Annotated in this window: 12 protein-coding genes and 1 pseudogene; 12 read left to right on the top strand and 1 reads right to left on the bottom strand. The window is 41.3% G+C overall.

Annotated features, from left to right (window positions below):
• Positions 1-371: 371 nt before the first annotated feature.
• The 8 genes from rpmH (at position 372) to rsmG (ending at position 7,240) form a co-directional block, all read left to right on the top strand.
• A complete protein-coding gene (gene rpmH, locus NKF87_RS14225; RefSeq protein WP_021859823.1) occupies positions 372-506 on the top strand; it encodes a 50S ribosomal protein L34 in 135 nt (44 codons plus the stop codon).
• Between the two features lie 53 nt (positions 507-559).
• Positions 560-901: a ribonuclease P protein component gene (gene rnpA, locus NKF87_RS14220; RefSeq protein WP_028087564.1), complete on the top strand. Its 342-nt coding sequence runs from the start codon at positions 560-562 to the stop codon at positions 899-901.
• Between the two features lie 6 nt (positions 902-907).
• A complete protein-coding gene (yidD, locus tag NKF87_RS14215; protein ID WP_006427130.1) occupies positions 908-1,120 on the top strand; it encodes a membrane protein insertion efficiency factor YidD in 213 nt (70 codons plus the stop codon).
• A 32-nt stretch (positions 1,121-1,152) separates the two neighbouring features.
• Positions 1,153-2,229 (top strand): YidC/Oxa1 family membrane protein insertase, encoded by a 1,077-nt coding sequence (locus tag NKF87_RS14210; protein ID WP_242998897.1) that lies wholly within the window; start codon positions 1,153-1,155, stop codon positions 2,227-2,229.
• 12 nt (positions 2,230-2,241) lie between these two features.
• Positions 2,242-3,036 (top strand): RNA-binding cell elongation regulator Jag/EloR, encoded by a 795-nt coding sequence (gene jag / locus NKF87_RS14205; RefSeq protein ID WP_117598111.1) that lies wholly within the window; start codon positions 2,242-2,244, stop codon positions 3,034-3,036.
• Positions 3,037-3,097: 61 nt separating this feature from the next.
• On the top strand, positions 3,098-4,480 hold the full coding sequence (gene mnmE, locus NKF87_RS14200; RefSeq protein WP_055284846.1) for a tRNA uridine-5-carboxymethylaminomethyl(34) synthesis GTPase MnmE: 1,383 nt from the start codon (positions 3,098-3,100) through the stop codon (positions 4,478-4,480).
• Entirely contained in the window at positions 4,446-6,356 is a 1,911-nt protein-coding gene (mnmG, locus tag NKF87_RS14195) for a tRNA uridine-5-carboxymethylaminomethyl(34) synthesis enzyme MnmG (RefSeq protein ID WP_117598112.1), read from the top strand. Before mnmE ends, mnmG begins: the two co-directional genes overlap by 35 nt.
• A gap of 170 nt (positions 6,357-6,526) precedes the next feature.
• A complete protein-coding gene (gene rsmG / locus NKF87_RS14190) occupies positions 6,527-7,240 on the top strand; it encodes a 16S rRNA (guanine(527)-N(7))-methyltransferase RsmG (protein ID WP_117598113.1) in 714 nt (237 codons plus the stop codon).
• 123 nt (positions 7,241-7,363) lie between these two features.
• Here the strand turns inward: rsmG and NKF87_RS14185 are convergent, their stop codons facing one another.
• Positions 7,364-8,236, bottom strand: a complete 873-nt coding sequence (locus NKF87_RS14185; RefSeq protein ID WP_117598114.1) for an alpha/beta fold hydrolase — start codon at positions 8,234-8,236, stop codon at positions 7,364-7,366.
• A 302-nt stretch (positions 8,237-8,538) separates the two neighbouring features.
• On the opposite strand from NKF87_RS14185, the gene NKF87_RS14180 reads away from it, so the two are divergent.
• From NKF87_RS14180 to serS, 4 genes and pseudogenes are all read left to right on the top strand, one after another.
• Positions 8,539-9,300, top strand: a complete 762-nt coding sequence (locus tag NKF87_RS14180; RefSeq protein WP_055284851.1) for a ParA family protein — start codon at positions 8,539-8,541, stop codon at positions 9,298-9,300.
• Between the two features lie 28 nt (positions 9,301-9,328).
• Positions 9,329-10,243, top strand: coding sequence for a ParB/RepB/Spo0J family partition protein (locus NKF87_RS14175; RefSeq protein WP_117598115.1), 915 nt, complete (start codon positions 9,329-9,331; stop codon positions 10,241-10,243).
• 6 nt (positions 10,244-10,249) lie between these two features.
• Positions 10,250-10,759: pseudogene (locus NKF87_RS14170) on the top strand (DUF4446 family protein); the annotation flags it as partial.
• Between the two features lie 246 nt (positions 10,760-11,005).
• A complete protein-coding gene (gene serS, locus NKF87_RS14165; RefSeq protein WP_006427141.1) occupies positions 11,006-12,295 on the top strand; it encodes a serine--tRNA ligase in 1,290 nt (429 codons plus the stop codon).
• The last annotated feature ends 17 nt before the right edge of the window (positions 12,296-12,312 follow it).

The following is a 12,312-nucleotide window of genomic DNA, read 5'->3' as shown; positions in this document are numbered from 1 at the left end:
ATTTACTCCTAATCTGTCTGATTCGCGGATTTTCACCTATAAACCCACTCTTCTACATTGTACATCAAAAAGTTGCTTTAGGCAATCTTTAATCGTGCACTTTGATGCATGTGAGAAACTGTGGAAAACTCAATCCCAATTATCAACATAGTAAAAATGCGTATATAAAGGGGAAAAAAACTAAAAAAATATATGATTTCCACACGTTATCCACAGAAATCCACAAAGTTTTCCACAAAATGTGGATAAATATATTTTAAAAATTTGCGGAATTGCTTGACGTAGAGCGGTTTTTTTAATATAATCAAGGCTGATGTCTTATGAAAATTAGGGAGAACATCCCTTGGAATAAAATAAGGAGGTGGATATCCATGAAGATGACATTCCAGCCAAAAAAGAGACAGAGAGCTAAAGTACATGGCTTCAGATCTAGAATGAGCACAGCAGGTGGAAGAAAAGTACTTGCTGCAAGAAGAGCAAAAGGAAGAAAGAAATTATCAGCGTAGGCCGCATATATGTGGCCTTTTCTTCTACTCAGAATAATTAGGAGAATCACACAATGAAGTATTCCGAATCACTGAAAAAGAACAAAGATTTCCAATATATATATAGAAAAGGGACATCTTATGCCAACAAATATCTGGTTATGTATGTACTGGAGAATGGGACAGGTCAGAATCGATTAGGAATATCTGTAAGTAAAAAAGTAGGAAACAGTATAGTACGGCACAGATTAACGAGGTTAATCCGCGAAAGCTATAGATTACAAGAAGAACGGTTCAGATGTGGATTGGATATTATTGTTATAGCAAGAATAGGCGCCAAAGGAAAAGGTTATAAAGAGATTGTCGGCGCAATGCTCCATCTGGCCCATCTTCATAAGATTATAGATGAGGGGTAACGTATTATGAAGAAGATTCTGCTCACTGGTATCAGATTTTATCAGAGATATCTGTCTCCGATAAAGGGCGGTTCCACCTGTAAGTTTTATCCGACCTGTTCTCAGTATGCGAAAGAAGCAATTGAGAAATACGGCGCGTTAAAAGGGGGACGGCTGGCAGTGTGGAGAATTCTGCGCTGTAATCCGTTTACCAGAGGAGGGTACGACCCTGTTCCTTAAAAAGATTACAACTACATATGGAGGAAAAAATTATGGTACCAAGTTTACTGACTGCCGCTAACTGGCCGATTGTCGGACAGCTTTGCTGGATTCTGGGTAAGGTAATGAACTTTATCTATAATTTACTGGACAACTGTCTGCCAAGCGATAATGGACTGGTAGGTCTGTCAATCATTCTGTATACGATTTTTGTGTATACGTTATTACTTCCACTTACAGTACAGCAGCAGAGAACATCGAAGATGTCATCTGTTATGAATCCGGAGATTCAGGCTATACAGAAGAAGTATAAGAATAAAAAAGACCAGGCATCAATGATGAAACAGCAGGAAGAGATTCAGCAGGTGTATGACAAATATGGTACATCGATGTCAGCAGGATGCCTTCCATTACTGATTCAGATGCCGCTGTTGTTTGCTTTGTACCCGGTTATCTATAATATCCAGAAATATGTTCCGGAGATCAAGACAGCTCCAAAAGCAGTAAATGTATTCCTGACCCTTCCTGACCTGACCATCTCACCTATGCAGATGATCAAGAACAGCGGGGACTATGGATTTGCACCGGTTGTTATTATTATTACTGCAATCTTGCTTCCGGTATTATCTGGTCTGACACAGTACGGAAGTATCAAGCTTTCACAGGCTATTTCCGGACAGCAGCTTGATAAAGATAACCCGATGGCATCTACGATGAACACGATGAATGTGACAATGCCGCTGTTCTCGGTATTTATGGTATTTTCACTTCCGACAGGTATCGGTCTGTACTGGATCGTCAGTGCGGTAGTACGTTGCGTTCAGCAGATATTTATCAATAAGCATTTAAGCAAGATGTCTGTAGATGAAATCCTGGAGAAAAACAAGGAAAAGGCTGAGGAAAAACGTGTAAAACGTGGCGAGAAAAATGAACGAATCGCAGCAATGGCTCAGACGAATACCAAGAATATGAACAACCAGGCATCCATGAAAAAGCAGAGTACATCTAACTTAAGTGAAAAAGAAAGAGAAGCCAGAGTGGAAAAAGCGCACCAGAAAGCAGACAATGCGAAGAAAGGAAGTCTCGCATCAAAGGCAAATATGGTGAAGAAATTTAACGAAAATGATTAGGGGGCGGCTGTAATGGAGGATTACATTACCTTATCAGCAAAGACACTGGACGATGCGATTACAGAGGCACTGGTTCAGTTAGGCGTAACAAGTGATCGTTTAGATTATATTGTTGTTGAAAAAGGAAGCGAAGGTTTCCTTGGAATCGGAAGAAAGCAGGCTGTGATCAAGGCCCGCAGAAAACAGGAAGAAAAACCGGTTGAAGAAGTTGTAAAAGAAGAGCCGAAAGTGGAAGAACCGGTAAAAGAATATTCACACGCCAGAAAACCGGCGAGAGAAGAGAAGCCGGAAGTAAAACCTGCTCCAAAGAAAGAAGCAGAACTTGCAAAGGTGGAACCACAGACGATCGAGACATGTGAGAAATTCATCTATGATGTGATGAATGCAATGGGCATGGAGGATGTAAAAGTTACATCTGCTGTAGATGAAGAAGGTGCACTTTCTATCAATATGGAAGGAAGCAATATGGGTATTCTGATCGGAAAACGAGGACAGACACTTGATTCTCTGCAGTATCTTACAAATCGTGTTGCCAATAAGATGCAGGATGGATATGTAAGAGTGAAACTTGACACAGAGGATTACAGAAGAAGAAGAAAAGAAACACTGGAAAATCTTGCAAAGAATATCGCAAGTAAAGTTAAGAGAACAAGAAAGACAGTTTCTCTTGAGCCGATGAATCCATACGAGAGAAGAATCATTCACTCTGCGCTGCAGTCTGACCCGGCAGTATCCACACACAGTGAAGGTGAAGAGCCTTACAGAAGAGTTGTGGTAACACTGGTAAGAAACAGAAATAACCGATAATTAAGAGACAGGGGTCTTTAAGCGGCCCTTGTCTTTTTTGATACCAAAGTATGGAGGAAATATGGAACAATTATATAATTCCACAATTGCCGCAATATCTACGGCAATGAGTAATTCCGGGATCGGAATTGTACGAATGAGTGGTCCGGAAGCATTTCAGATCGCAGACCGGGTGTATAAAGGGAAAAAAGAGAAGAAGTTATGTGAACAGCAATCACATACGATCCATTATGGGTATATGGTTGATGGAGATCAGGTGATCGACGAAGTACTGGTCATGCTGATGCGCGGGCCGCACAGCTACACCGGTGAAGATACGGTGGAGATCAACTGTCACGGCGGAGTCTATGTGGTAAAGCGTATTCTGGAGCTTCTGATCAAAAATGGTGCGCGCCCGGCAGAGCCGGGAGAGTACACCAAGCGTGCGTTTCTAAATGGCAGACTGGATCTTTCACAGGCAGAGGCTGTCGGGGACCTGATCGCATCGCAGAACGAATATGCTTTACAGAGTTCAGTGAGCCAGCTTAAGGGCAATATCAAAGATAAGATCGGTGAAATGCGTGAAAAGATCCTGTATCACACTGCATTTATCGAGACCGCACTGGATGATCCGGAGCATATCAGCGTTGATGGATACGGGGAAACACTAAAAAAAGTGGTTGATGAGATCATAGAAGCAATGAAAAGATTGCTAGATAGCTGTGATGATGGTAGGATTATAAAAGAGGGCGTACGCACAGTCATCCTCGGAAAACCGAATGCGGGGAAATCATCCCTGTTAAATGTACTTCTCGGTGAAGACCGGGCAATAGTTACAGATATTGCAGGTACAACCAGAGATGTATTGGAAGAACACCTGAATCTGAAGGGAATTTCTTTAAATATCATGGATACTGCCGGCATCCGTGATACGGAAGATGTGGTAGAAAAGATCGGTGTTGACCGTGCAAAAGAATATGCAGACAAGGCAGACCTGATCCTGTATGTGATCGATGCATCCAGACCGCTGGATGAAAATGATGCAGAGATCCTGCATCTGATCAAAGGAAAACGTGCGATCATCCTGCTGAACAAATCCGATCTGGATATGCAGGTGAAAAAAGATCAGGAAGAGCTGCCGGAGGAATTCCCGGTGATCGAGATCTCCGCAAAGAATGTGGAGGGAATCGGAGAACTGGAAGATACGTTAAAGGAGATGTTCTTCCAGGGCGAACTGACATTTAATGATGAAATCTATATTACGAATGTGAGACAGAAAACAGCACTTCAGGATGCATATGCCGCACTTGAACGTGTGAATGACAGCATTGCCGCAGATATGCCGGAGGATTTCTATTCGATCGATCTTATGGATGCATATGAAGCTCTCGGCAATATCACCGGCGAAACGATAGGAGAAGATTTGGTTAATGAGATATTCAGCAAATTCTGTATGGGAAAATAAAGATAAATATGATGTTGTCGTCATCGGTGCCGGACACGCAGGATGCGAGGCGGCACTGGCAACGGCGAGACTTGGATTTCAGACACTGGTATTTACCGTAAGTGTGGACAGCATTGCGATGATGCCGTGTAATCCGAATATCGGAGGAAGTTCCAAAGGCCATCTGGTAAGAGAACTGGATGCCCTTGGCGGAGAGATGGGAAAGGTCATCGACCGTACATTTATCCAGTCAAAAATGTTAAATAAGTCCAAAGGCCCGGCGGTACATTCGCTTCGTGCACAGGCTGATAAGGCGGTCTACAGCAGAACGATGCGCCGTGTACTGGAAGCGCAGGAGAATCTTGAGATCAAGCAGGGAGAGGTGGCAAATCTCCTGGTGGAAGATGGAAAGATTACCGGAGTGCAGACATTTTCGGGTGCAACTTATCACTGTAAGGCGGTTATCATCTGCAGCGGAACTTATCTGAAGGCACGTTGTATCTATGGGGATGTGAGTCAGTATACCGGTCCGAACGGACTGCAGGCGGCCAATCATCTGACCGATTGCCTGAAAGAACTGGGAATTAAGATGTACCGTTTCAAGACAGGAACACCTGCCAGGGTAGACCGTAAAACCGTGGATTTCAGCAAGATGGAAGAGCAGTTCGGAGACGAGAGGGTAGTGCCGTTTTCATTTACTACGAATCCGGACGATGTGCAGATCGACCAGGCTTCATGCTGGCTGACTTATACAAATGAGACGACACATGATATCATCCGTGCCAATCTGGACAGATCACCGCTGTATTCCGGAATGATCGAGGGAACGGGACCGAGATACTGTCCGTCGATCGAAGATAAAGTTGTAAAATTTGCAGATAAAAAGCGTCATCAGGTATTTCTTGAGCCGGAAGGACTGGAGACGGATGAGATGTATATCGGTGGTATGTCGAGTTCGCTGCCGGAAGATGTACAGTATGCCATGTACCGCAGTGTTCCGGGGCTGGAGCATGTGAAGATCGTAAGAAATGCATATGCGATCGAGTATGACTGTATTGATGCAAGACAGTTAAAACCATCCCTGGAATTCCGTAACATCAGTGGATTATTCAGCGCGGGACAGTTCAACGGAAGCTCCGGCTATGAGGAAGCTGCCGCACAAGGGCTTATAGCGGGCATAAATGCCGCCAGAAAGCTGCAAGGCATGGAATCCTTGGTGTTAGACCGTTCAGAGGCTTATATCGGCGTTCTGATCGATGATCTGGTTACAAAGGAAAGTCATGAGCCATACCGTATGATGACTTCCAGGGCAGAGTACCGTCTGCTTCTGAGACAGGACAATGCGGATCAGCGTCTGACGGAAAAAGGCTATGAAGTCGGTCTGATCTCACAGGAGCGTTACGACCGCCTGAAGGAAAAAGAAAGGCTGATAGAGTCGGAAATCGAGCGGTTAAAGAATGCTTATGTCGGAACCAGTGAAAAGGTACAGGAACTCCTGGAATCCTATGAAAGTACACCGCTGAATTCTGGAAGCAGTCTGGCAGAATTGATCCGGAGACCGGAATTGTCTTACGAAGCAGTTGCAGATATTGATGTGACCCGGCCAAAATTGCCGGAAGATCTGGCGGAAGAAGTGATCGGACAGGTGGATATTTCCCTGAAATATGACGGTTATATCCAGCGTCAGAAACGCCAGGTAGAGCAGTTCAAGAAGATGGAAAATAAGAAAATTCCGGAAGATATGGATTATGATGCAGTGAACAGCCTTCGTATCGAAGCAGTTCAGAAGCTGAAAGAGTACAGACCGGTGTCGATCGGACAGGCGTCACGCATTTCCGGTGTGTCTCCGGCTGATATCTCGGTGCTGCTGGTATATCTGAGTGGAAATCACAGATAAAGTGCAGAGATACAACGGATTACAGTGGTAAATATATTTATAATTATATCATAAAATAATACAATTATAATCATATAGTAAATATAACAATAAGTATATAAAATGAATAACATGAAAAAATCATACATTTTATATACTTATTGATTTTAGAGAGAAATAAGGAGAAAAATATGGACCAGATTTTGAAAAAAAGCCTGGAAAAGATAGGAATAGAGATCACGGATCAGCAGAAAGAGCAGTTCGATGCCTATCATAAGCTTCTTGAAGAGTGGAATAAGGTGATGAACCTGACTGGGATCACAGAATATGAGGAAGTTGTGGAAAAACATTATGTAGACAGCCTTTCTATTGTAAAAGTCATGGATATGGCTAAGGCAGATCAGGTAATCGATATTGGTACGGGGGCGGGATTCCCGGGATTACCGCTTAAGATCGCATTTCCACATCTGAAAGTGACATTGCTTGATTCATTGAACAAAAGAATTAAGTTTCTGAATGCTGTGATCGAAGAACTGGGATTGGAAGATATCCACACAATTCATGGAAGAGCGGAAGATTATGCCAAAGATGCAGCATATAGAGAACAGTATGATCTGTGTGTGTCCAGAGCAGTTGCAAATCTGGCAACATTGAGCGAATATTGCCTGCCTTACGTAAAAGTGGATGGTATGTTTGTACCTTATAAATCGGGTGAGATTGATGAAGAAGTAAAAGAGTCGTCGAAAGCGGTAAAGATACTTGGTGGTAAGATTGAAGACGTAGTAAAATTCGAGCTTCCGGGAACAGACATCGGCAGATCGTTCGTGAAGATCCACAAAGTGAAGAATACGGCAAAGAAATATCCACGAAAGGCTGGAATGCCTTCCAAAGAGCCGATACGGTAAGAAAAATAGTAATTTAATAAGAATTTTGTGAAAACAAGAAAATGTAAAAGGGGTAATGTTTCATGTGAAACATTACCCCTTTTGTAAAACTTAATATTATTTACTGGTGATACAGGCAGAACACTAGCAGTTGTCACTTAGCAATATGTCTATCTGCTCTAAAAATGCATCAGCATTTTCCCGCTGCGGCAGTAATCCACAGCCTGTAATTTCAATATGCTCAATGGATGGGAGAACATTACAGTATTCTTCAGCGTTTTCGAAAGTTTCCGGTGCATTTTTCCCGGAAATCACGGCAATGGAAGTTGTAAGTCCTTCGAGACAATGAGCGATATTTACTGTTGTATAATGACCTAAAATGCTGGAGTAGAGATATCTGCATTCAGCAGAATCCGAAAGTGCAGTGTTACGTGCGCCAACATTATAGATGAATGTTCCATATATAGGAAGATTTATAATACTTGCGAGCAGCTTTGACTTATGGTTTGGTGCTTTTGCAAGTGTACGGATGCTTTCCGGACAAACAAGGATTATATGACCAATCTGATCTGCAATGTTCTGACAGACAGCTGTTACAAAAGAAACAGATGCTCCGGTTGCAACGATATCTGTCTTTTCTCCAATGATATCGCGAATGAAATCAGTGAGAAGCTGGACATAGAGATAGCAGGTGTATGTGATGGCAGGTTTATCAGATTTTCCGCATCCAAGAAGATCTATGGTATACACAGTGTGTTCTCTGGAAAGAGTATCGATTACTTTGTCCCATTCCATTGAAGAACTGTAATGATTCAGATCATGGATGAGAAGAAGAGGAGAGCCGCTTCCTGTCTTTTGATAATATATATTTCCAAATTTCCAATTGTAGTAGTTGGATGAGTCTTCTTCTGAGGGTTCATCAGAGGTGTTGAATATGAATTTGTTTATTACGTGGAACGCCAGGGTTGTTGTTCCGATTGCTGTCGAGATGAACAATAATGTCTTTTTCCAGTTCATGTTGATACCTCACTTTCTTACTACTAATTATACTATATTTACTTATAAATTGGAAGATTGCCTTTGCAAAATGAACGCAAAATGAACATCTGTGTAATCAAAGAAAATGTTTCACGTGAAACATTAAAAAATAAAAAGAATAAAAAGAATGGAAAAGCATAAAGATAACGAAAATAACAAATAGAACAGATTCATATTTATGAAAAATGGAAAAACTATGTTTCACGTGAAACATTTTATGGATAAGTACCTGGAAAAGTGATATACTAATATCATGTAAAAAAAGGGAAGGTGATAATTAAATGGGACGAGTTATAGCCGTTGCGAACCAAAAAGGTGGCGTTGGAAAGACAACGACAGCTATTAATCTGTCGGCATGCCTTGCTGAAAAAGGCCAGAAAGTTCTTGCTATCGATATGGATCCGCAGGGAAATATGACGAGTGGATTAGGAATAGACAAAGATGAAGTTGAAAAGAATATCTATGATCTTATGATTGGACAGGTTGGTGTAGAGGAAGTGCTTCAAAAAGAAGCAATTGAAAACCTGGATATTATTCCGACAAGTATTGATCTGTCAGCGGCAGAGATTGAATTGATCGGTGTGGATGATAAAGAATTTATCATCAGAAACGCTATTGCACCAATCAAAGACAATTATGATTATATTATTATTGATTGTCCACCATCGTTGAGTATGCTGACAATTAATGCTATGACAACAGCTGATTCGGTGCTGGTACCGATTCAGTGTGAGTACTATGCGCTGGAGGGATTGAGCCAGTTAATACATACAGTTGAACTGGTGAAAGAAAGATTGAATCCAATTCTGAAAATAGAAGGCGTTGTATTTACAATGTACGATGCGCGAACGAATCTTTCACTTCAGGTTGTAGAAAATGTAAAAGAGAACCTGCAACAGAACATCTATAAAACGATTATTCCTAGAAATATCCGGTTGGCAGAAGCACCAAGTTATGGAATGCCGATCAATCTGTATGATCCAAAGTCTACAGGAGCAAGCGCATACCAGAGACTTGCTGATGAAGTGATGAATAGAGAGTAACTAAAAGATGTGATGTAGGAGGGAACGAATGTCAATTAAGAAAAAAGGTCTGGGAAAAGGTCTGGACAGTCTGATCCCAGATAATAAGAGCATAAAGTCTGTAACACCTGACAAATCTGCTGAAGCAAAGAAAGAAGCAGAAGAAAAAGCAGGCGTGCAGACGATGAAGATCAATGAGGTTGAGCCGAACAGGGATCAGCCGAGAAAGAATTTTGATGAAGATGCTCTCCTTGAACTTTCGGATTCCATCAAACAGTTCGGTGTATTACAGCCGCTGCTTGTTCGGAAAAGAAAGGATTACTACGAAATCATTGCCGGTGAAAGAAGATGGAGAGCTGCAAAACTTGCCGGGGTAAAGGAAGTTCCTGTAATTGTAAAAGAATATACAGATCAGGAAATTCTTGAAATCGGTCTGATTGAAAATATCCAGAGAGAGAACCTGAATCCAATTGAAGAAGCAATTGCATTTAAGAGACTTTTGGAGGAATTCAATCTGAAACAGGATGAAGTTGCAGAACGAGTATCGAAGAGTAGAACTGCGGTAACAAACTCTATGAGACTGTTGAAGTTAAGTGATAAAGTACAGCAGATGATAATTGACGATATGATTTCTACAGGGCATGCGAGAGCGCTTCTCGCAATTGATGATCCGGAACTTCAGTATACACTGGCAAATAAGATATTTGACGAGAAACTCAGTGTGAGGGAGACTGAGAAGCTTGTGAAAGAGATCAAGAATCCGAAAAAACCAAAAGAGAAGAAGGTAATGGAGAATGCGTTCATTTACCAGGATCTGGAAGAAAAGATGAAAGGTGTATTCGGAACAAAAGTCAGTATAGCATCAAAAGGAAAGGGAAAAGGTAAGATAGAGATAGAATATTATTCAGATGATGAATTAGAACATTTGTTCGATATGATGATGAGCATTAAAAGAGGAGAGTAATTGAATATGGATAGCAAAATACTGAAAGCACTTGGTATCGATCCGGCATTGATATTTTTATTTTTGCTGGTACTGATTGTTATATTATTCGTTCTGTATGTAAATGTAACAATGAAGTATAATCGGTTGAAAAGCAGCTATACGACGTTTATGCGTGGGAAAGATGGAAAGACACTGGAAGAAAGCATGATGTCAGGATTTTCGGATGTAGAAGCAATTCTGAAATACACAAAGCAGAATCGTACAGACATCCAAAAGCTGAACAAGAAGATGGAGAAGTCTTACCAGAAGGTTGGTATTGTCAAGTATGATGCATTTAATGAAATGGGTGGAAAGCTCAGCTTTGCACTTGCAATGCTAGACAATAATAATACCGGATGGATCCTCAATGCAATGCACAGCAGAGAGGGCTGTTACACTTACGTAAAGGAGATTGTAAAAGGGGAAAGCTATGTAGAACTTGCTGAGGAAGAAGCAGAAGCACTGGATAAGGCTATTTTCGAAGATGGATATGAAGAAGAAGTCAATAAGGCTGTTGCTTCTGTAACAGGAAGTATGAAAATGGCAAAATCCGGTCCGGCAAAGAACGGAAATCAGAAAAACAGTAATGCAAGAAGTGCAAAACAGGCATCTGGAAAGGCAAATAATGGAAAAATCCTGAATACAAGAACCAGCAGTATGCGTCCAGATATGGCAAGACCTGAAAAAAATAGAAAATAGCAGATCATATAACAGATATGAGAGCAGGAGGAGTTTAGAAAAATGTTAGATATCAAATTTGTAAGAAATAATCCGGATGTGGTAAAACAGAACATCAAAAATAAGTTCCAGGATGAGAAATTACCTTTGGTAGATGAAGTAATAGAACTGGATCAGAAGAATAGAGATATTAAGGGAGAAGTAGAAGCACTTCGTGCAGAAAAGAATAAAATCTCTAAACAGATCGGTGCATGTATGGCACAGGGAAAGAAAGAAGAAGCGGAAGAATTAAAGAGAAAAGTAGCTGAGAGTGCTGCAAGAATCGAAGAACTTTCCAAAGAAGAAAAAGAAGTAGAAGAGAAACTGAAACAGAATATGATGATTATTCCGAACATCATCGATCCTTCTGTACCAATCGGAAAAGATGACAGTCAGAATGTAGAAATTGAAAAATTTGGTGAGCCTTTTGTTCCTGATTTCGAGATTCCATACCATACAGAGATCATGGAAGCATTTGACGGAATCGATCTTGAGAGCGCCGGAAGAGTAGCGGGAAATGGATTCTATTATCTGATGGGTGATATCGCAAGAATTCATTCTTCTGTACTTGCATATGCAAGAGACTTTATGATCAATCGTGGATTTACTTACTGTGTACCACCTTTCATGATCAGAAGCAACGTTGTAACAGGTGTTATGAGCTTCGCAGAGATGGATTCTATGATGTACAAGATCGAGGGAGAAGATCTGTATCTGATCGGAACAAGTGAGCACTCTATGATCGGTAAATTCATCGACACAATGCTGGAAGAAAAACAGCTTCCACAGACACTTACAAGCTATTCACCATGTTTCCGTAAAGAAAAAGGAGCTCATGGTATCGAGGAACGTGGAGTATACAGAATCCACCAGTTCGAAAAACAGGAAATGATCGTTGTATGTAAACCGGAAGAAAGCAAGATCTGGTATGATAAATTATGGCAGAACACGGTAGATCTGTTCCGTTCACTGGATATCCCGGTACGTACATTAGAGTGCTGCTCAGGTGACCTGGCAGATCTGAAGGTAAAATCTTGTGACGTGGAAGCATGGTCTCCAAGACAGAAGAAATACTTCGAAGTAGGAAGTTGTTCTAACCTTGGTGATGCACAAGCAAGAAGACTTGGTATCCGTGTCAAAGGTGAAGACGGAACAAAATATTTCGCACATACACTGAACAATACAGTTGTGGCTCCACCGAGAATGCTGATCGCATTCCTGGAAAACAACCTTCAGGAAGATGGATCTGTTAAGATTCCTAAGGCATTACAGCCATACATGGGCGGAACAGAGAAGCTTGTACCTAAAAAATAGGAAATTATAAGGATAAG

This window comes from Dorea longicatena (assembly GCF_024168045.1).
Classification (GTDB): Bacteria; Bacillota; Clostridia; order Lachnospirales; family Lachnospiraceae; genus Dorea_A.
This window is presented reverse-complemented; position numbering and strand designations above follow the sequence as displayed.

Excerpts from the sequence above, each read along its gene's own strand:
- rpmH (WP_021859823.1), top strand. The coding sequence starts at position 372 with ATGAAGATGACATTCCAGCCAAAAAAGAGACAGAGAGCTAAAGTACAT.
- rnpA (WP_028087564.1), top strand. The coding sequence starts at position 560 with ATGAAGTATTCCGAATCACTGAAAAAGAACAAAGATTTCCAATATATA.
- yidD (WP_006427130.1), top strand. The coding sequence starts at position 908 with ATGAAGAAGATTCTGCTCACTGGTATCAGATTTTATCAGAGATATCTG.
- NKF87_RS14210 (WP_242998897.1), top strand. The coding sequence starts at position 1,153 with ATGGTACCAAGTTTACTGACTGCCGCTAACTGGCCGATTGTCGGACAG.
- jag (WP_117598111.1), top strand. The coding sequence starts at position 2,242 with ATGGAGGATTACATTACCTTATCAGCAAAGACACTGGACGATGCGATT.
- mnmE (WP_055284846.1), top strand. The coding sequence starts at position 3,098 with ATGGAACAATTATATAATTCCACAATTGCCGCAATATCTACGGCAATG.
- mnmG (WP_117598112.1), top strand. The coding sequence starts at position 4,446 with ATGAGATATTCAGCAAATTCTGTATGGGAAAATAAAGATAAATATGAT.
- rsmG (WP_117598113.1), top strand. The coding sequence starts at position 6,527 with ATGGACCAGATTTTGAAAAAAAGCCTGGAAAAGATAGGAATAGAGATC.
- NKF87_RS14185 (WP_117598114.1), bottom strand. The coding sequence starts at position 8,236 with ATGAACTGGAAAAAGACATTATTGTTCATCTCGACAGCAATCGGAACA.
- NKF87_RS14180 (WP_055284851.1), top strand. The coding sequence starts at position 8,539 with ATGGGACGAGTTATAGCCGTTGCGAACCAAAAAGGTGGCGTTGGAAAG.
- NKF87_RS14175 (WP_117598115.1), top strand. The coding sequence starts at position 9,329 with ATGTCAATTAAGAAAAAAGGTCTGGGAAAAGGTCTGGACAGTCTGATC.
- serS (WP_006427141.1), top strand. The coding sequence starts at position 11,006 with ATGTTAGATATCAAATTTGTAAGAAATAATCCGGATGTGGTAAAACAG.